We start from the raw sequence: 21,636 nt of genomic DNA, 5'->3' as shown, positions 1-21,636 counted from the left end.
AACTCCAATACGTCGCCGATAGTGGCTATTCCGACGATCTCGTGTTCAAACAGGTTGGTTGTGAGGTCTTTGGTGATTTCCGTGCGACACAGGTAGTTCGGAACGGTCGCGGCGAAGTTCAGGTCGACTAGGTCCTCGGCCGTCGTGCGAAGCCCATGATTCAAATACTGCTCGCGGGGGCCAGCCGACCCGCGCAGGCTGGTTCCTGCGATCGAAAGTCGCTGACACGATCCCGATCTATCCAGCTGACTCTCCTGTGCGGCGGCGCTCGTGTACAAACGCGAGCACATGATTGCGAAACCGCGGTGAGTGCGGTGGGCGCCCGCGGTATGCGGTTCGTCCCTTGAAAACTCCAATCTCTTCCGTCCAAGGGGAAGAAAACTCGGCGCGCCATAGGGCCAGAGTGGAACCCAGAGCGGAACACCCAAACCACGGCGGGTTCGAAAGCTATGTTGCGACTCGAGACGGCGGTGTGCGTGGGCGGGCGAACTGAACGGACTTCGCTCCGCAATCACTGTGAATCTCTGCCGAGCTTTCCAACGGATAAAGTATCAAAGATACGGGTGTGGCCTTCACGTAACTCTATGCTGATACGTCGAGCCACAAGTTGATTGGCATTTTCGTTAGCTTTTGTTGCGGCACTGCATCTTTCTTCATGGCTAGGCCGAAGGTGTGACGGACGCGCTTGGCCGTTCGGGACGTTCTCTCGAGGTCACCAGGTCGTGTTGCCCTATCTCCTCATAGACTTTTAACGGCGAGACGCGCCATAAATCTCTACTAAAGTGACCGGTATGTGACTACCCGGGAATTCCGGGCAAGCGAACAGCAGCACGGGATTCGAGGGTGATCAGTGACAGGGAAGCGAGCCACGCGAGATGCGCTGAAAGTGTGGAGAGAGAGCTTGATCGGGCTCGACCGCCGGAGCCGACTAATCAAGTTCAACCCGCCGAAGCGGTCTTCGCTCACCTTCGACGCCCCGGAACTCGATGTGCTGCAGGGGCTCGTCGCCTCTGGGAATCCGCTCGTGTTGCAGGGCGACAGGGTCGAGGTGGGCGAAGATGGCGAGGAGTACCTAGTCAAACCGCCGCGCGGGCGCAACATGGTCCACGTCCCCCGGCCAGAGAATGACATAGGTACGATCGCTCGCACCTTGATGCGCAAAGCGAACCAGGAGTTCATTGACCGCGGACTCTCGGTCCTCTACATCGCGTTTGGCATGCTCCGATGGAAGGACGTCGACGGGTCGGACATGGCGAGCCCGCTGTACCTCGTCCCTGTCGAGCTCTTGCCAGAGGGGCCGCGGGCGACACCAAAGCTCGTGGGCAGCGAGGACGACCCCGTGCTCAACTCGGCCCTGCCACTCAGACTGGCTGAATTCGGGGTCGCCTGGCCGGTGCTCGATGACATCGAGGATCTGCAGATTTCGGAGATCCTCGAGCTGTTCAGGAAGAGGCTGTCGGCTGCTCCCGACCTCAAAGACTGGGAGATTCGGGCGGAGGCGCACCTCGCAACCTTCTCCTTCACCAAGGAAGCGATGTACAAGGACCTGCTCGACAACGAGGAGGCCATCTCAGATCACCCGATCGTGCGTGCACTCGCCAACGGAGACCCGACGAGCCAGACCGAAGAGTTCCAGTTCGAACCCATCGATCCTGCCACCATCGACGACGCTGCTCCGCCGGAGTCGACACCATTCGTCCTCGACGCGGACTCTTCGCAGCGCGCGGCGGTGGCAGCTGCCCTTGCTGGTCGTAGCTTCGTCATGGACGGGCCTCCTGGAACGGGAAAGTCTCAGACGATCGCGAACATGATCGGCGCGCTGATGCACTCGGGCAAGTCCGTGCTCTTCGTATCCGAGAAGATTGCAGCGCTCGATGTCGTACGGAACAGGTTGACGGATGCTGGGCTCGGAAGCTACCTGCTAGAGCTCCATTCGCACAAAGTGAACAGACGCGAGGTCGCCGTCGAGCTTCTTCAGACGCTCGAGAATGTGACGAAACCGCCTCGTGGAATATCGGCGAAGTCGCGCGCCGCACTGGTCGATAAGCGCATGAAGCTGAACGCCTATGCGTCGGCGATGAATGAAATCCGGTCACCGCTCGGGCTGTCGCTTCACGACGTCCTCGGACTCCTCGCGGGCCTCGTCGACGTACCTGCCGCTCCGATACCGGAACGCTCGCCGTTAGGGCTCGACCAGGACGGGCTTTCTGGCATCTACGCAGCGCTCCGCAGGTTAGAACGGAACTGGAGACCCGCCGCCCAGGGCAAGTCGTTTCTGTGGAGGGAAGTCGTCGACGAAACCTCGCTCGAGGCGCGCCTGTGGGCTGCTGACCGCGCTCTTCGAGAGCTCCGCGGCATGATGCAGGTCAACTCCGAGCTGGTCCGGTCTTTCGGTATCGATCGCCCTGACCAAGCGCACCGACTAATCGAGCTCTTGAATCTGCAGCACTCCGAACGCCCGGACTCAGCTGACGAACGCTGGCTGGCCGCGGCCGACCTGACACCGATTGAGGAGAGCCGGTCACAACTAGGGGTGCTGGTAGAGGACTACAGAGGGAAGGCCGCCATAGTAGAGGCACTGGGTGGGGTGCCGTTCACCTCGTTCTCCCCAGGGGTGTCATCCGACGTCGTTCAGCCGAATGTTGCGGGCGGCATCGACCTTGGCCCCCAGAACGCTGAGCAGCTACGCGTCGCAGGCGCATACCTGGCCCACCACGCCGCGGGGTTGACATCGGCCATGGCCTCGCTGCACGGCCTCGCGCGGGCGGCGGGCCTCCCTGAGCCGATTTCGTATTCGGACGCGGACCGAGTGGTGCGAATGGTCGACCTGCGGGCATCCGGAGCCGTGCTGGAGCCGACTTGGTTGACACCTGCGGGACTCCAAGCAGCGCGGAACGCTGCTGCGGAGGTCCGCATGAAGGCGATAGAGCTCGACAAAGCGGAGGAGCGCGCGCAGTCGCTCTACCGGGCGGAGGCGCTCAGCGCCCCGCTGCGTGAGCTCCAGGACAGGTTCAGCAACCTGCACACCGGGTTGCGCAAACTCTCGCGGACATATCGCACCGACAAGAAGACAGTGGCGACGCTCCTGGCGGACGCATCCCAAGTGAAGTCCGGCATCTCCCGTCTCTCCGAGGCGATCGCGTGGTCGGACGCGAGCGAGTCTTTCGAGGGAGCCGGTGTCGTGCATTCGCAATCGCTCGGCAGGTACTGGCAGGGCAGAGGTACCAACTGGGCGGTCCTCGACCAATTGTTCGTGGTCGCAGAGGAGGTGATCGTCCTGTCAGGAGGGGCCGTGCAACCACAAACAGTGCAGTATTTCACTGCTGCACTCGCCGAGCCTGCGCACCAGCAGATGGCTGCGGAGGCAGCCGCGGCGCTCGGTGATTGGCGGAGCTCGCTCGCACCCGCTCCCGCCCTCGTTGGTCGACAGGAGCTGCTCATGGAGCCGATACAGACATCGCTGGATTGGATCGAGGCGCACGCGGGACCCGTCGCGGATGCACTGTCAGTGGTCGAAGCAGTAAACGCGGTGACCGGGCGTGACCATACGGTCGACGATTCAGCCACGATCCAACGCTCTTGCGATGAGGCGCGCGCGGCCGCGGCGGCTCTGGACACCCGCGGATCGGAGTTTGAGGAGCGCTTCGGGGCGCTGTTCCAAGGATCCGCGACGCAACTCGACCATATCGATTCGGCGATCTCGTGGGCGAAGCGTGTCCGAAGCGAGGCACTGACGGGTGGTGCGCTGACGCCCGAGCAGCAGACAGCATTGGCTTCGTCGACCCCTGTTTCGGCTTTGCCCGCGGCGCTCGCGAAGTGGGAGGTCGACCGCGACGCAGTAATCGGAGCGTTTGCGCCTTCGCGCACGGCGGAGCTCCTTGACGAGTGCGCAGAGTTCGACGGCGCCGCGAGCCTCATAGAGGAGCTTGGCTCTGACACGGTGGGGCAGCAAGAGTGGTTCGACTACACGGAGATCCGCGAGTATTTGAGGACGCACGATCTCGATTCGACCATCGAGTTCTGCATTGAGATGCGGGTCCCCGCATCGGAAGTGCCTCAGGTTGTGGAGCGCGCGCTCCTCAGGGCATGGGCTGACGCACAGATTAAGAACGACGAGCGGCTGCACCCAGTCCTGGCGACAGATCGGCGCGCGCTCGTCGACGAGTTCAAAGCACTGGATCTCGAAGTCATCGCGGCCGCTACCCGCGATATTATCCGGGCCGCGAACACACGCCGTCCGGGCAACACATCGCTGGGAGAACCCGCTTTGCTACGCAGGGAGGGGATGAAGCAGCGCAGGCACATGTCGGTGAAGTCCCTAATCTCGCAGGCAAGGAGCGCAGTCCAGGCGATCAAGCCGGTCTTCATGATGTCGCCGCTCGCGGTATCGCAGTACCTGCCGTCCGACATGAAGTTCGACGTGGTCATCTTCGATGAGGCGTCGCAGGTCACGCCTGGCGACTCAATCAACTGCATCTATCGCGGACGTGCGTTCATCCTCGCAGGAGATGACAAGCAGTTGCCTCCGACATCGTTCTTTGCACGCGCCACTGAGACCGACGAAGATGCGGAGCTTGACTCCGACGTGCAGGACTTCCAATCGATTCTGGAGCTTGCCAAGTCGGCCGGCGCGTTCCGGAACCTCGGGCTGCGCTGGCACTACCGGTCCCGCCACGAGGCCCTTATCGCGTTCTCGAATTACCGCTTCTACGAAGGAAAGCTGGTCACTTACCCCTCGGCGCAGGAGGACGGACCGGACGTCGGCGTCGAGTTTTTCCTGGCAGACGGCCTCTACAGGAGAGGAGGCGGCCGGGACAACCCGCGCGAGGCCAAGGTCGTGGCCGAGCGGGTTATCCACCACTACAGGACCAGGCCAGGAGCCTCGCTAGGCGTGGTCACGTTCTCCGTGGCACAAGCAGCGGCGGTGACCGCGGCCGTCGACGAGCTCAGGGATTCCAACCGCGACCTCGATGAGCACTTCGACAGGAGTGACCGCCTCGACGGCTTCTTCGTTCGCTCGCTTGAGTCGGTGCAGGGCGACGAACGGGACGTGATCCTGTTCTCGGTAGGCTACGGTCCCGATGAAGCAGGGAAAATTTCGACGAACTTTGGAGTCCTCAACAAGGAAAAGGGTTGGCGGCGATTGAACGTCGGCATCACTCGCGCTAGGCAGCGTATCGAAGTCGTGTCCTCGATGGAGGCACACGACATCCCAGCTTCGCAGAACGAAAATGTCGAGGCGCTGCGGGCCTACCTCGACTTCGCGAAGCGCGGCATCGAGGTGCTCGGGACGCAGTCTGCAGCAACGGGGCTCATGCCGGAGTCGCCTTTCGAGGAGTCGGTTATTCGCACGATCGAGGCCTGGGGCTACAACGTTGAGCCCCAGGTTGGCGCTGCAGGATTTCGCATTGACCTCGCCGTACGTCATCCCGCGAAGCCCGGCGTATTCGCGATCGGTGTCGAGTGCGATGGGTACCAGTACCATTCTTCGCCGACTGCACGAGATCGAGACCGATTGCGCGACCAGGTGCTCGAAGGATTGGGCTGGACACTGCACCGGATCTGGGGCACGTCCTGGTATCGGGATCGGGCCACCGAGGAACAGCGTCTCCGGACCGCAATTGAGGAGGCCATCGCAGGCAAAACCTCCGCGATGAGGCGGAGCCATCCAAAGTTGGTGCGCCCGGACGTGGAGACGGTGCCAGCGCCGACAGAAGCGTCCTACGGTTGGGTTGTCCCATACAAGAAGTCGGCAACGCAGTATCTACCGTCCTGGGTTGACCCGGGCGAACGCGGCAGTTATCACTATTTGATCGAGCCCATTTCTAGCCTCGCAAGGGCCGAAGGACCCGTTCACATGGACCTGGTTTTCGAACGGATCAGGCAATGGTGGAACATCGGTAGGATCTCCCAGCGGATGAAGGAGAACATCGACTTGGCGATTGAGATAGCCGACGTTGTGCGCAACGATGACTTCATCGATGTCTCGGGCAGACCAGTCACTAAGGTCCGGAGCAACGAGAATGGGCGCAAACCACAGCAGGTCCACATCGACGAATTCTCGAAGGCAGTCGAGCAGCTTGTCCTGGATGTTGGTGGAGCGCCCCGCCCGGAGGTCGCGGTGCAGATCGCGAGGCTCTACGGTTGGAATAGGAATGGCTCGATTCTCGATGCGCGCCTGAACGAGGCGATCGACCGAGCCATCGCAAGCGGCCGGGTCGTGGACCAAGGCGGCAAGCTCTCTCCGGTGCCTTGAAGCGTGGGCAGCCCGGCTACGCCCTGAACTGGGAGTACAGACTCGAGTAATCGGACCGCGAGCAGATTACCTGCGGCAGATATTCCTTGGTAGTGCCGAGGGCGATCAGTGCGGCAGGCGGCTCGACGCCATCGCTGGCCTCACAAGAGCCGATCGACAAATAGCTGCGCACGTGTGGCACAAGAGAAGTAGGGGGGGTCCCGACTGAAACTCCAGGCCAACGTGCACTTAATGACAGTCTCCGGCGTTCGGTACGCAGGTGCCTTTCCTCTCGGTCATTGGACCTTCAGTTGGTGTCGGAGCCATCGAGTGTCGGTGGCTCCGGATATCGTGAAATCGGCGACCCAAGCAGCAATTAGCGCGCCCATGAGCGCAGGAGATCAACTATGACAACCATCGATATGCAGAGCATTCGTCAAGATGAGTGTGCCTGCAGGCACTTGGAGGCTTTGAGATGAAGGCTGTTGACACGAACCTGCTACAGCTCTTGAAGAAGTCTGAGCGCTTCGTCGTGCCGATCTACCAGCGCGTCTACTCGTGGGGTGAGGCTGAGTGTTATCAGCTCTGGCGGGACATAGTCCGTGCCGGGCAGCGCACTTCGCTGAACAATCACTTCACGGGCTCAATCGTATACATCGAGCGCGACCAGGGATCGAATACTTCGCGTGAGCCAGACCTGATTATCGATGGTCAGCAACGAGTGACGACTGTTACGCTGCTCCTCGCCGCACTCGCGCAGCGTCTCGAGGAGCTTCCCGAGGATGAGCGTGAGCCTGTGCCAGGATTCGCGCCCCAGAGGATCCGCGGCCTCTATCTGACAAACCAGTATGAATCAGGCGACGATTATTTCAAGCTTATCCTCACACAGCGAGACAAGGACGCTCTCAAGTCAGTAATTCGGCAGGGAACGCAGCCAGACAAGGATTCTCGTGTCGTTGCAAACTTCAACCTCTTCCTCTCACAGCTTCGCGATCCGAAGACGAATTTGGTCGAGGTATGCCACGGGATCAACAAGCTCGTGGTCGTCGACGTCAAGCTGACGCGCGGTCTCGACGATCCGCAGCTGGTCTTCGAATCGATGAACGCTACCGGCAAGAAGCTGTCGCAGGCCGATCTCATCCGCAACTTCGTGCTCATGGATATGCCGACTGCAGAGCAAGAGCGCCTGTATGAGTCGTACTGGTTCCCGATGGAGCGCGAGTTCCAGGGGGCGAACGAGAAACGATTCGACGAGTTCGTTCGTCACTATCTGACGATCAAGAGTCCGTCGCACACGATTCCACGCATTGACGAGATCTACGAAGCCTTCAAAGCGTACGCCTTCGGGCGGGAGCTGGAGGGTGTCACCCGTGAGCAGATTGTCGTCGATCTGAGCCGACATGTGACGTGGTTCGCGGCAATGGCGCTCGGCAAGGAAACGGACATGCAGCTTGCTCGTCGGTTCGCAGAGATTGAGAAGCTTGCCACGGTCGTGTATCCGTTCCAGCTCCAGGTGTATTCCGACTACGCGGCCGGTAAACTCACGTCGGCAGGTTTCGCGCAGATCCTCGACGCGACGATCTCGTACATATTTCGTCGGACTGTCTGCGCGATCCCAACGAACAGCCTCAATAAGACGTTCGCCACGCTCGTGTCATCGATCGATCCGGACCGTTACGTCGAGAGCGTTTGCGCTCGGCTGCTGACCTTGCCGGACTATCGACGGTTTCCTGCCGATGAGGAATTCATCGAGGCACTCAAGACAGTGGACATGTATCACATCAAACGGCGTGCGTACTTCTTCCACAAGCTCGAGAACCACGGAAGTAAAGAAGAAGCGTCAACGGCTCGCTATACGATCGAGCACATCATGCCGCAGAACGCGAATCCCGCCTGGCAGACGGCGCTTGGCGAGGATTGGCAAGCGGTTCACAACCAGTACCTCCACACTCTCGGCAACCTGACGCTTACCGGCTACAACTCCGAATACTCCGACCGATCCTTCCCGGAAAAGCGTGACATGGAGGGCGGGTTCAAGCACAGCCCGCTCCGGCTGAACGAGGGGATCGGACAGCTCGCTACGTGGGGCAAGGACCAGATCGAGCAGCGAGCGAGCTCGCTGGCGTTCGAAGCTGTGAAGGTCTGGGCGCGTCCGGAACTGGACGACAGAACACTCAGCAAGTACCAGAAGCAGTTCACCGCTGGCAGCCGGTTCGACTGGTCGCAGGCGCACGCCATGCTTGCTGCAATGCCTGACGGCACGTGGACGAGCTACGAAGCCCTGGCCGAGGCCGTCGGCACGTATCCGCAGCCGATGGCGAATCATCTGGCGACCTGCACCGATTGCTCGCATGCGTATCGCGTGCTGACGAACAACGGCGCCGTCTCTGATCGGTTTAAATGGCTTGATCCCATTGACACGCGCAAGCCGGTCGCGGTTCTCGAGGCTGAGGGCATTCGCTTTGTGCGAGGCAAGGCTGACCCCGAGCAGAAGCTCGACGCCGAAACGCTCCTCGAGCTAGTTGAGGAGGATGCGGCATGACCCAGCATCTCACCGACTACCAGTCGAAGTACTTCGCTCACGAGTTGCAGCGAAGTTATGCCAACGATCACGTCGGTAAGCTCGCTGGCCTGCTATTTGACGCTCAGGTAGAGCCGAAACCACATCAGATCGATGCCGCGTTGTTCGCCCTTCAAACGCCGTTTTTGCCGGGTGTAATTCTCGCTGATGAGGTTGGGCTCGGCAAGACGATCGAGGCTGGCATCGTCATCTCGCAGTACTGGGCCGAGCGCAAGCGCCGCATCCTGATCATCGCTCCTTCGAGCCTGCGTCAGCAGTGGAAGCAGGAGCTGTACGAGAAGTTCCTCATCCCTTCGACGATCCTCGACGCCAAGTCGAAGGACGCGCTGCTCGCGAAGACGGACACCCGCGCCGCTGAAGTCCTCATCTGCTCGTACGAGTTCGCCCACCGCCACGAGTCCTCACTGCTGAAGTCGTGGGACCTGGTGGTGGCTGACGAAGCGCACCGCCTACGCAGCTACTGGAACGGCAAGGCCAAGATGGCTGAAGCCGTCTCGCACGTCGCCCGGAGCGCGCACAAGACGGTGCTTCTTACCGCGACGCCGCTGCAGAACAAGCTCGAGGAGCTGTACGGCCTCGTCTCGATATTCGACCCTGACTACTTCTACTCGCTCGACGCATTCCGCGAGCGCTACATCAAGAGTCGTGACCTGACCGGCGACGACGACCTGGTCGAGCGTGTGGCGGCGATCTCGAAGCGCACGCTCCGCAAGGACGCGAACAAGTACATTCGGTTCACTAAGCGCATGCCGCTGACCGTCGAGTTCACACCATCGCCGGACGAGGTGCGCTTGTATGACCTCGTCAACGACTACCTGCAGCGCGACGAGTTGTTCGCGTTCGCAGGCTCGCAGCGCCATCTCTCTGCGCTCATCATCCGCAAACGCCTCGGATCATCGACGTACGCCGTTGCGAGCACGCTGGAGAACATCGCCAACCGCCTGGCGGACGAGGTGGCCGCCGGTAAACTCCGCGACAACCGTGGCGGGCTGTTCCTGGCCGACTTCGAGGCGGGTGACGAACTCGAAGAGGAAATCGTCGAGGAAGCCGAAGAGACGACGGATCAGACATCGAGCGCGCAACTCGACGCCGAGACTCTCAAGCGCATGCGCGCCGAGGTCGATGAACTCCGCGAGTATGCTGCACTGGCTCGCTCGATCGCCGTCAATCAGAAGGCGGTCAAGCTGCACGAGGCTCTCGACATGGGCTTCGAGCGTCTCCGCGAGCTCGGCGCCGCCGAGAAGGCAATTATCTTCACCGATTCGACCAAGACGCAGGAGTACATCGCCCGCACGCTTGCCGACGCCGGTCGCGGCGAAGGCGTCGTGCTGTTCAATGGCTCGAACACGTCGCCGGAGCAGACGGCGATCTACCAGGCGTGGCTGACGGCCAACAAGGACGGCGACATGATCACGGGCATCCCGGCGGTCGATCGTCGAAAGGCGCTCGTGGACTACTTCCGCGAGCAAGGCACGATCATGATCGCGACCGAGGCAGCGGCGGAGGGCATCAACCTGCAGTTCTGCTCGATGCTCGTCAACTACGACCTGCCGTGGAACCCGCAACGCGTCGAGCAGCGCATCGGCCGCGTGCACCGCTTCGGCCAAAAGCACAACGTCGTCGTCGTGAACTTCAGCAACAAGGGCAACGTCGCCGAGCAGCGCATCCTGGAGCTGCTGACGAACAAGTTCCAACTGTTCTCGAGCGTGTTCGGCGCCTCCGACGAGGTGCTTGGCGCGGTGGAGGACGGCCTTGACTTCGAGAAGCGGATCAGCGACATCCTCACCCGCTGCAAGACGGCCGGCGAGATCGATGCGGCATTCAAACAGCTTGAGGATCAGTTCGCAGGCGAGATCTCGAAGGAGATGGCCAACGCCAAGGCCAAGGTCTTCGACCACCTTGATCCGCATGTGCAGGATCGGCTGAAGGCGTACGACGAGCAGTCGGGCGACGTTCTCAACAAGTTCGAGCGTCTCCTGCTTGCGATCACCCAGCACGAACTCCGCGATGTCGCGACGTTCGAGGGCGACGGACGCACGTTCGTGCTGAACCAGGCTCCTACCAAGGACGCACCGACGGGCCGCTACTTCTTCAAGTCGAAACCGCTCCCGAACGCCCACCAGTATCGCTACGCCAGTCCGCTCGCGCAGCACGTCGCAGACACCGCGAAGGCGCACGAGACGCCGCAGCGCGAACTGACCTTCTCGCTCGGCCAATCGAAGCGGGCCAGCAACGCTGTCAAGGCGCTCGAAGGCAAGAGTGGCGAGCTGACGGTCAACCTGCTGACCTTCACGATGCGAGCACGCGACGAGGACATCTCCGAGTCGTACATGCTCGCCGGTGGCATGACCGACGACTGCCAGTACCTGGACGAGGAATACGTTGCCGACATCCTCGACCTCGCCTGCCAGGGCGTGGGTGAACAACCCGTCGCGGTCGACGTCGCGAAGGTCGAGCCGCAGCTCAAGACGCGGCTCGGTGAGCTGGAGAAAGAAGTCCAGGGGCGCAACTCTCGCTACTACGACCAGCAGGAGGAACTGCTCTACCGCAACCAGCAGGACCGCAAGGCTGAGCACGAGGGCAAGATCCGCGAGTACCGCACCAAGGAGAAGGAAGCCCGCAAGGCGGCGAAGCAGGCGGACGACCCTATGGAGCAGCTCAAGCTCAAGCGCGAGGCCCGTAAGTGGGAGCGCCGTGCGGACGAGGCCGACGACGACTTCCGTGATGCACGCCGCAAGCTGCAGGCCGAGATCGACGAGAAGCTCGACATGATCGAGCAATCCCTGCAAGGCACGCAGCACTCCGAGCACCTGTTCGCGATCCGTTGGCGCATCGTCGCGTAAAGGTCAGCGTTCACAAAAGACATCGAAATTGTTAAACTGAGGAAAGAGAAATACCCGATGAGCGAAGAAATCCACGAAACACCATCCACCACCCCGAACTTCCAGACTGAGCTGGCGGCGCAGCTTGCTGAGCTGATGCCCGAGGTCATTGCCGACGGCAAGGTGGACGTGGAGAAGCTCAAGGAACTGTTGGACGGCGACGCGGCCGACAGCAGTGAGCGTTTCGGGCTGTTCTGGCCGGGTAAGAAGCGTGCCCTGCGTGCTGCCCAGGAGCCGACGACGGCCACGCTGCGCCCCGACTTCGAGAACTCGAAGGACTGGGACACCACCAAGAACGTGTTCATCGAGGGCGACAACCTCGAGGTGCTCAAGATCCTGCAGAAGCACTACCACGCCAAGATCAAGATGATCTATATCGATCCTCCGTACAACACCGGCAAGGACTTCGTCTACCCGGACAACTACAAGGAAGGTCTCGACACCTACCTCGAGTGGACGCGCCAGGTCAACGACGAGGGCAAGAAACTCTCGACCAACGCCGACACCGAGGGGCGCTACCACTCCAACTGGCTGAACATGATGTACCCGCGGCTCAAGCTTGCGCGGAACCTGTTGACCGAGGATGGCGTCATCTTCATCTCGATCGATGACAACGAGATCGATAACTTGCTCAAGCTTGGGAATGAGGTTTTCGGCGAGGCAAATCATGTCGCAACGTTCATCTGGAAGAGCAAGAGCGGCGGCGCGAACGATAGCAATGAGGTTGCCGTGGATCATGAGTACATCGTTTGCTTCTCCAGGTCGGGCACAGCGAGCGCGTTGGGGCTTGATCCTGACGCTGTGGCAACGACTTCGTATAACAACTCAGATGAGCGTGGTCGTTACGCGCTCGAGCGTCTTGATAAGCAGAACTTGCAGTACTCGAAGTCGATGGACTATGAGCTCATCGGGCCGGATGGTGAAACCTACAGCCTGACCCATCGCGACCCCGCACAGCCGAACGCCATCTGGCGTTGGTCGAAGGACAAGGTTCAGCGGAACATGGACCAGCTCGTCTTCAAGGATGGCAAGGTGTACACGAAGAACTACGAGAAGCCCGGCGGTAAGCCGCGTTCTCTGTTCGTTGACGAGCGGTTTGGACGGACTCGTACGGGCAGCACGGAGGTCCGAAATCTTCTCGGCGGGAACTACTTTGACAATCCGAAGCCAACCAAGCTGCTGAGTACCCTCGTCGCGATTGGAAGCTCGCCTGACTCGATCGTTCTGGATTTCTTTGCGGGATCCGGAAGCACTGCTCACGCTGTGCTCGCTGCGAACGCGAGAGACGCAGGGAGTCGCCGGTTCATCGCGGTGCAGCTACCTGAGCCAACACCGGAGGGGTCGGACGCACGCGCCAAGGGGTATGACACGATCGCCTCGATCGCTCGCGCTCGAATTGGCCTCGCGGCAGACTCATTGGATTCGGAGGGACTCGCCGGCAATGACGGCGGCTACCGCGCTTACGTCCTCGCTGAGACGAACTTCTCGAAGTGGAATGTCTCAAGCGATATCGATCGCAACGAGCTCGAGCAGCACCTGTTCGATCTGCGTGAGTCGAGCAGCGCCGATGACGCCTCCGCTGACGATCTCCTCGCGGAGCTCCTCCTCAAGCAGGGCTACTCGCTGACTGAGCAGATCGCTTCAGTCGACGTTTCCGGCCTCAACCTGCGCTCGGTGGGCGACGGCATTGTGCTCGCCTACCTGAATGAGCGCGTCAAGCCGACGCTCGAGCAGTTGCGGGGCGTGGTGGACGCGGACCCTGCTCGCCTGATCGTCCTCGAGGATGCGTTCCAGGGTGACGACCAGCTCAAGACCAACCTGGCCCAGCTCTGCAAGAGCAAGGGCATCGAGCTCTGGACGGCCTGATCATGGGAGACAACACAGCGAGTAGCGGATTCAAGTTTGACGCCAGCCAGCAGTACCAGCTCGACGCGATTAAGTCGGTGGTCGACCTGTTTGATGGTCAGCCGAAGGATGCCGAGAAGCTGGAGACGACGCTGCGCGGCCAGGTGGCTGCGCTCGACGAGACGGAGAACGCGGCGCTCGACCTCGACCTCTCGCAAGAGGTCGGCGCCGTCGGAAACCGCCTGGTGCTCGACCGCGACACGGTGCTTGCCAACTTGCAGCGCGTGCAGGACAAGAACGGCCTCGAGGTCGCCTCGAAGCTCTTCGACGACTCTGCGCTCGACTTTGACATCGAGATGGAGACGGGTACAGGTAAGACGTACGTGTACCTCCGGACCATCTTCGAGCTGGCCGCACAGTACAACTTCACGAAGTTCGTGATCCTGGTGCCTAGCGTCGCGATCCGTGAGGGCGTGAACACGAGCATTCGCCTCATGCGCTCGCACTTCGAGGACCTGTACAAGAAGCGCAACATCACCTTCGACTCGTCGGTCTATAGCGGCCAGAACGCGGAGGAGGTGCAGTCGTTCGCGACGTCGACCAACGTGCAGATCATGGTGATGACGATCGCTTCGCTTCGTGGTGACAAGAACACGCGTATCATCCACCAGACGCGCGACAAGCTGAACGGCCTTAAGCCGATCGACTACCTGAAGGCGACGCATCCGGTCGTCATCATGGACGAGCCGCAGAACATGGAGCGCCTGCTCTCTCAGTCGGCCGTGAGCGAGCTCGACCCGGTGTTCACGTTGCGCTACAGCGCGACGCACAAGAAGCTCCGCAACGTCGTCTACCGACTCGACCCGGTCGACGCGCACGATCTCGGTCTGGTGAAGCAGATCGTGGTGGCCGACGTGCAGCAGCAAGGAGCGGACGCGACTCCGTACATCAAGCTGGTCGAGGTCAAGAACGACAAGGGCTGGGTCGCGCGGCTGGAGCTGTCCTGCCGCAAGGCGGACGGGTCACTTGAGCGCCGGGTGGTGAACGTCAAGCAGAACCAGGAGCTGTCCGATCCTCGCCTGACGAACAACGCGAACTACGACGGCTGGCGCGTCAACGAGATGAGCATCGAACCCGCCTACGTCGACCTGACACTGCACGGCTACCTGTACCAGGGCGAAAGCATCGGCGGATCGTCGGGCGCGATCTACAAGGAGATGATCCGCGAGACGATCAAAGAGCACCTGCGCAAGGAGACGCAGCTGCGCGCCAAGGGCATCAAGGTACTCAGCCTCTTCTTCATCGACAAGGTCGAGAGCTTCCTCGGCGACGGCTCGAACAACAACGATGCGAACGGTCAGTTCGTGCAGTGGTTCGACGAGCTGTTCCGTGAAGAGCGTGCCAAGTCGCCGCAATGGCAGGAGCTGCTCCCGCAGGATCCTGCCGAGCTGCGTCGCGGCTACTTCTCTGTCCTCAAGGGCAAGAAAGGTGCGGCAGATAAGTTCCAGGACACGTCCGGCACCACCAAGGCCGATGACGACGCCTACGAGTTGATCATGCAGCAGAAGGAACGCCTGCTCGACGAGAACGAGCCGACACGGTTCGTGTTCAGCCACTCCGCCCTGCGCGAGGGCTGGGACAACCCGAACGTCTTCCAGATCTGCATCCTGCGCGAGATGGGTGCCGAGACGGAGCGACGCCAGACGCTCGGGCGTGGTCTACGCCTGCCGGTCGCGAAGAGCGAAGGTGGCTACGAGCGTGTTGCCGATCGTGGCATCGCGACACTGACCGTGGTGGCGAACGAGTCGTATAAGCAATTCGCCGACGCGCTCCAGAAGGAATACAAGGACGAGGGCGTCGAGATCGGGCGCGTGCGCAAGGCGGAGTTCTCGAAGATCCCGCTGCAGAACCCGGACGGTTCGCTCACCGATGAGAATCTCGGTTATGAGGGGTCCGTGTCGATCTGGGAGCACCTGCTCGCGCAGAAGTTCATCGACAAGGACGGCGTTGTGCAGCCGAAGTTCCAGCCGAACACGCTCGACTTCAGCCTCAACATGCCCATTGACTTCATGTGGGCTGAGCCGTTCGTCATCGAGCTGGTTGGCCGCGCGAACATCGGCAAGTACGTCAGGCCGAAGAGCAAGCGTCACTCGCGTAAGCTCAACAAGGAGCTGTTCGCGAACCCGGAGTTCGAGAAGTTCTGGGAGACGATCAGCCGCCGCACCACGTACCGCGTCGAGGTGGAGCGCGACAAGATCATCGAGAACTCGGTCAAGACGATCAAGGAAGCACCAGACATCGACCCGCTGCGCATCCAGGTCACCCGCGCGGGCGTGAAGGTCCTCCGCGGTGGCGCGAAGGGCCAGGAACTCGGGTCACGTCAGCAGGAACTCCGAGGCAGCTACGACCTGCCGGACATCATCGGAGAGCTGCAGGAGGCCACTTCCCTCACCCGCAAGACCATTGTCGACGTCCTCGTCGGCAGCGGCCGGCTGGGCGAGTTCATCGCGAACCCGAATGACTTCATCGCCATGGCCAAGCGCCTCATGCAGACCGAGCTCGCGAAGCTCGTCGTCGACGGTGTGCAGTACGAGAAGATCGCAGGCTCCGTGTACGAGCTGCGTGAGCTGCGCAAGGACGGCGAGGAGGAGAAGGAACGCTTCCTCGACCAGATGTACAAGCTCGAGAACGCGGACAAGTCGACCTTCGACTACGTCGTCTACGACTCCGACCCCGAGCGCCAATTCGCAGAACTGCTCGACGGCCGAGAGGACATCAAGTTCTTCATGAAGCTGCCCGACAAGTTCAAGATCGACACCCCTGTCGGGCCGTACAACCCGGACTGGGCGATCGTTAAGCACGAGGACGGCGAGGAGCGCGTCTACATGATCCGCGAGACGAAGAGCACCGAGGACGAGATCAAGCGCCGCCCAACAGAGAACGCCAAGATCAAGTCCGCGAAGCAGCACTTCGAGGCCATCGGCGTGCTGGACTACGCGGTGTCGGTTCCGGGGAGTTGGAAGCTGTGACCTCGGGAGACGCTACTCAGCCTTGGCTAATCAAGATCGTCTACTTCGACGAAGAGTCTGCTTCCGACCTGATGGATATCGCCGCAGGTGGACGAGAGACCTCCTCGAAGGAACTGACCAAGGAACGGGCGGCTGAGGTGGAGGCCGAAGCACGCGCGAAGGCCGCCGCGAAGTTCAACTGGCTGCCCTTCTTCGGCGGATCAGCCGAGGCTAGCGCCGCAGCGAGCGCGTCGGCGGTCGGACGCAACATCCTGAATAAAACGCTCTCGAATACCATCCTGACCGACTATCTCAGCAAGCTCGATGAGCTGAAGGGAATCGAGCGCCTCGACGGCCTGACGGTCACTGCTCGCAGCGACTCGGCAGCGTACATGAAGATGTACACGCCGTACTTGGCAATGCTCAAGATCGACGAGCTACCTGTCAACCTTGCCGAACTTGATACTGCGCTGACGTCAGCGAAGGGCTACTACGAACTACTCGGGCAGAGCGTGGACGGAGCGAAGTGCATCCTGCGCTTCAACTTCGAGGCGTTCCGAAACAACTATGGTCTGGTCGATCTCGGCCGCATGCAGCTTGTGTTTCACGGTATCCGCGTCGGTAGCGCAGCAGAGTCCAGCCTGACAATGGAGGCCGAGATGGCGCCTGGCAGCGAGCCTGCGCCGTTGACCGGGCTGGACGTGCTCAAGGGGGTCTCGTCGGAACGGAGGACGCTACTCGACGTGTACGACATCATTCTTGCGGGAGTCGAGTATGGGGAGTGACACGACGGTCACCGTCTACTATGGCCCTCTTTCATGGTTCGAGAAGCAACTCGGCAAGGGCGCGCGTCAGTACCTGCTTGATGCTGTCAACGAGCGTGACGAAGCCAGGCGCCGCATCCTGCACACGGTCGACGGACAAGAGGCTGCCGAGGAGGAACCAGCTGCCCCGAGGCCAGACCGTCTGATTGCGATGTCCAGCGACTACGCGAGTGTTCATGAGCACGCCATCACGAACTTCGTTGGCCTTGTGCGCGAGATCGGTCCGAAGCAGTTGCTCCTGCACAATCCGCCCGAAGCCATCCACACGCAGCTTGACCGAGTGTTCAAGACGAAAGTTAAGTCCTTTTCGTATCCGGTTGTCACGCGTGACACCTTGATCAAGTTCCGCGATGGCTACGCAGATCATCTAGTTGGACAAGAAGCCGTCCGGGATCGGATGCTGGCTGCCCTCTACCCACTGACGACGGATCGGCGCAGCAAACCCGTCGTCCTGATGTTCTATGGCCCATCGGGCGTCGGCAAGACGGAGACTGCCCAGTTAGTCAACGGGCTTCTCGGTGGCAAGTTACTGCGTAAGCAGTTCTCGATGTTCCATAGCGACAAGTTCGCGTCCTACGTCTTCGGCGGTACGCACGCCGAAAGTTCGTTCGCGCGGGATCTGCTTGACCGTTCGTCGGGCGTGATCTTGATCGACGAGTTCGATAAGGCGAACTCTGTCTTCCATAGCGCCTTCTACGAGCTCTTCGACGAAGGCGTCTTCGAGGACAAGAACTACCGAGTGCGACTCGGCCCTGCGCTGATCATCTGCACCTCGAACTACGGTTCAGAAGACGAGATCCGCAAGTCACTGGGGGAAGCCCTGTACTCGCGCTTCGACGCTTTGATCTCCTTCGCGCCTCTGTCGCCCACTGAGATCAAGCAGGTGATCGACCGGCTGGTAGATAGTCGCTTTGGAGCCCTCTCTGCGAATGAGCAATCGGCGCTCAACAGCGACGAGATCAAGTCACTGCTCCACGCTCGGGCCAGTGGCACGGGAAACGTTCGCAAGCTCGGAAAGTTGGTGGATGAAGTGATCTCGCTCTTACTCGTGCGTGAGGTACTCAACGATGATCCTCGGGAGAGTTACGAAATCGGGACGAAGGACGTGGCATGAGTGATGATCTGACCATCAGCTTGGAAGAATCAGCGGAGCCGGAGTCAAAGGAGTTCCTCGACCCCCGAGCGCTACTCGTGGACTGGGCGAACGCGAACGACGAGTGGTCGCGTCTACTGGTCTCTGAAATCATCACAACCGGCCGTCCGGTCAGCGCTTCCACCATTGACACGGCGTATCAACTCTTCCGCCAGGAGAACTCCCTCGACAAGCGCGAGCTGCCTGCTGTTGAGAAGATTGACATCGTCGCTAGACAGGACGAATCGGCGCCACCGTTGACCTTGACGCGCCTGTCGGAAGTGCATGGTGTCAACGCCCTCGTCTCTGGATCGGAGATCGTACCGCACGAGGGACTCACGATCCTCTACGGCGAGAACGGCACCGGCAAGACTGGCTACTCCCGCATATTCAAGGCGCTGGCGAACAGCCGCACGGCGGACACCATCCTCGGGAACATCGAGGCAGAAGCGTCCGAAGACCAGACCGCCAGACTGGACTTCAAGCTCGGCGATGATCCGCAAGTACTGATATGGGCGGGAGACCGCGGTGTATCGCCTTTCACGCGAATGTCGATCTTCGACAGCCCAGCAGTCACTACGCATGTTGATGATGAACTTGACTACGTTTACACACCCGCATCGCTGGCACTCTTCAACCATGTAACGGCGGCAATCCGGGCGGTCGCGGCACAGATCGACGTCTCCGTTGGTGCGCTCGACACCGGCAGTTCCAGCCCCCTCGACCGGTTTCAAAGCGGCTCAACGATCTACCCGCTGATCGAGACCCTTGGTACCTCCACTGACCTCGCGGCTCTCAAAGCGAAGGCGATCACCGACGATGACGCCGACGCGAAGCTCGACGGCCTCGCGCAAGCAGTCGGCGTATTGCGCGCGAACACTATCGGCACGCAGATCACCGCACTCAAAGCCGAACAGCGCGTCCTATCCCAGGCGGCTGCTGCCGCCGAGGTGCTCGTCAATTTCGACGCAGCTGCCTACAACGCGGCCCTCGACAGACGAGCCCAACTCAAGTCGGACTATGACAGGTTCCGGTCTGAACTCTTCGCGGCCGCTGATCTCCCCGCCGAGCCCGATGACACCTGGAGCCGCTTCATCGAGTCTGGCGAGACATATCGGCAACACCTTGTCGAACTTGAAGCTCACGACTCGGACCGTTGCCTCTACTGTCGCCAGCCGCTTCTCGAACCTGCTCGCGATCTGCTTTCGAGGTACTCCGCCTATCTCGAAGACAAGATCTCAGCCGACCTACGATCTACCGAGGCCGTTCTGGCGGAGCTGAAGCGCCAGGCTACCGAAGTGCAGAGCAACGAAATCGTTGTATTCCTAAACGAGAACCGGGGCAACGATGATCAGCCGCCCTACTTCACTTGGGTGGAGACGATCGAAGGAGCGCGCAGCGCCCTTGCCACAGCGGCGGCCTCGGCAGCGCCCGCCAGCCTCACCCTTTCGGACTTGTTGAGCAAGCCTAAGACCGACGTCGACGCGGCGGCGCTGACTGTTGGCTCCAGCCTTGCGACCCTGGAGGAGCAACAGCAAAACCGAACGCAAGCGCTCGCAGACAAGCAAGCCGAGTACCTCGAGTACAAGGACGCCGTTGAACTCGGCAAGTCGTGGACTCTGATCGAGACGCAGGTCAAGAACGCGAAGGAAACCGATCGACTGAAGACTCTGAAGCGACCGTTGCCGCAACTCACCAGGGCGGTCACAGCGCTTGCCAAGACTGCGAGTGACCAGCTGATCAACCAGAGCTTTGATGCGCTCTTCCTCGAGGAGTGCGACGCATTGCGCGCACCCGTCCTGAAGCTTCAGTTTGTCGGGCGCGAGGGGAAGGCGCACCGCCGTAAGGTCATGAGCGGTCAGCATAAGCCATCAAAGGTGCTCTCCGAAGGAGAGCAGAAGGTGCTGGCGCTTGCAGACTTCTTGGCTGAGGCGCGGCTGGCCGGCATCACAGCACCGGTCATCTTCGACGACCCCGTTTCGAGTCTTGATCACCGTCGAATTAATGAGGTCGCGCAACGTATCGCGCAGCTCGCCGATGATAATCAGGTCATCGTTTTCACACACGACATCATGTTCGCCACCACGCTCCTCGGCCTGTTCGAGAAGTCAAAGCGGTGTGCTTATTTTCAGATCACCGACGAGGACGGTAAAGGCAAGGTCACACATGCGACTGGCCCGCGCTGGGACACTCTCAACGGGATCAAAGGAAAGATAAACGGCACGATCCAGATGGCGCAACAGCAAGAGGGCGAGGCGCGCGACGCGCTCGTTCGCGTTGGCTATGGCTGGCTTCGCTCCTGGTGCGAGGTCTTCACTGAGACCGAGCTGCTCCAAGGAGTAACGCAGCGGTACCAGCCGAACGTCGGCATGACACGACTGCCGAACATCAATACGACAAAGCTGGGTGAAATCATCCCGAAGGTCACCAGCGTATTCGAGGAAGCCTGCCGGTACATTGACGCGCACTCGCAGCCGCTTGTGAGCCTCGGGGTGAGCCCTACCCTTGCTGGGTTGAAGCAGCATTGGACTGAACTTCAGGAACTCAAGAAGACCAACGACGGAAAGTAGGGTCGGGCTTCCCGGTCTCCCGGCTAGCTGTGATGTCCAGGCAGGTTGTTTTCGATTCTGCTGATGGGTGGGGCTCCGATAGCGGAGTGGTGGGTCTGCTGAATGGGACTGCTGCACGGATAGGTGACAGTTTCTAGTCACGCCGCCAGTGCGACGGTCGTGTTCATGATGGCTTCGAATTCGATGGGCGTCAAATGCCCGAGAGCGGCCTGTCGGCGTCGGCGGTGATAGGTCCGTTCGATCCAGGTCACGATCGCGATGCGCAGCTGCTCCCGGGAGGTCCAGGATCGCCGGTCGAGGACGTTCTTCTGCAGTAGTGCGAAGAACGATTCCATCGCGGCGTTGTCACCGCACGAGGCGACTCGGCCCATCGAGCCGACCAGGTGGTGACGGGATAGCGCGCGCAGGAACTTCCTGCTTCGGAATTGCGATCCGCGGTCGGAGTGGACCACGCAGCCGGCGACAGCACCACGCATCGCGACTGCGTTCTCGAGCGCTCGGACAGCAAGACTTGACTTCATTCTCGAGTCGATCGAGTAGCCGACGATCTTGTTCCCGA

The 21,636-nt window shown here is 60.8% G+C and carries 9 protein-coding genes; 8 read left to right on the top strand and 1 reads right to left on the bottom strand.

Features of this window, described 5'->3' with window-relative positions; all coding sequences use genetic code 11:
* Positions 1-901 precede the first annotated feature (901 nt).
* The 8 genes from QM019_RS09920 to QM019_RS09885 all read left to right on the top strand — a co-directional run bounded on the left by QM019_RS09920 (position 902) and on the right by QM019_RS09885 (position 21,077).
* On the top strand, positions 902-6,256 hold the full coding sequence (locus QM019_RS09920) for a DUF3320 domain-containing protein (RefSeq protein WP_282852847.1): 5,355 nt from the start codon (positions 902-904) through the stop codon (positions 6,254-6,256).
* A 454-nt stretch (positions 6,257-6,710) separates the two neighbouring features.
* Positions 6,711-8,777 (top strand): DUF262 domain-containing protein, encoded by a 2,067-nt coding sequence (locus QM019_RS09915; protein WP_282852846.1) that lies wholly within the window; start codon positions 6,711-6,713, stop codon positions 8,775-8,777.
* The gene (locus tag QM019_RS09910) at positions 8,774-11,659 is read left to right on the top strand and encodes an SNF2-related protein (protein ID WP_282852845.1); all 2,886 of its coding nucleotides are present in this window, start codon (positions 8,774-8,776) and stop codon (positions 11,657-11,659) included. Before QM019_RS09915 ends, QM019_RS09910 begins: the two co-directional genes overlap by 4 nt.
* A 57-nt stretch (positions 11,660-11,716) precedes the next feature.
* A complete protein-coding gene (locus QM019_RS09905; protein WP_282852844.1) occupies positions 11,717-13,564 on the top strand; it encodes a site-specific DNA-methyltransferase in 1,848 nt (615 codons plus the stop codon).
* Positions 13,565-13,566: 2 nt separating this feature from the next.
* Positions 13,567-16,572 (top strand): restriction endonuclease, encoded by a 3,006-nt coding sequence (locus QM019_RS09900; RefSeq protein ID WP_282852843.1) that lies wholly within the window; start codon positions 13,567-13,569, stop codon positions 16,570-16,572.
* Entirely contained in the window at positions 16,569-17,336 is a 768-nt protein-coding gene (locus QM019_RS09895) for a DUF6414 family protein (protein WP_282852842.1), read from the top strand. Before QM019_RS09900 ends, QM019_RS09895 begins: the two co-directional genes overlap by 4 nt.
* Positions 17,326-18,489, top strand: a complete 1,164-nt coding sequence (locus QM019_RS09890; protein ID WP_282852841.1) for an AAA family ATPase — start codon at positions 17,326-17,328, stop codon at positions 18,487-18,489. Before QM019_RS09895 ends, QM019_RS09890 begins: the two co-directional genes overlap by 11 nt.
* Positions 18,486-21,077, top strand: a complete 2,592-nt coding sequence (locus QM019_RS09885; protein WP_282852840.1) for an AAA family ATPase — start codon at positions 18,486-18,488, stop codon at positions 21,075-21,077. Before QM019_RS09890 ends, QM019_RS09885 begins: the two co-directional genes overlap by 4 nt.
* A 137-nt stretch (positions 21,078-21,214) precedes the next feature.
* Here the strand turns inward: QM019_RS09885 and QM019_RS09880 are convergent.
* The coding region (locus tag QM019_RS09880) for a DDE-type integrase/transposase/recombinase (protein WP_282852839.1) at positions 21,215-21,636 on the bottom strand (422 nt) is incomplete at its 5' end.

The sequence above is a fragment of the Gulosibacter sediminis genome (assembly GCF_030011715.1).
Classification (GTDB): Bacteria; Actinomycetota; Actinomycetes; order Actinomycetales; family Microbacteriaceae; genus Gulosibacter; species Gulosibacter sediminis.
Note: the sequence above shows the minus strand (reverse complement) of the source record. Positions and strands in the feature narration are given on the sequence as shown.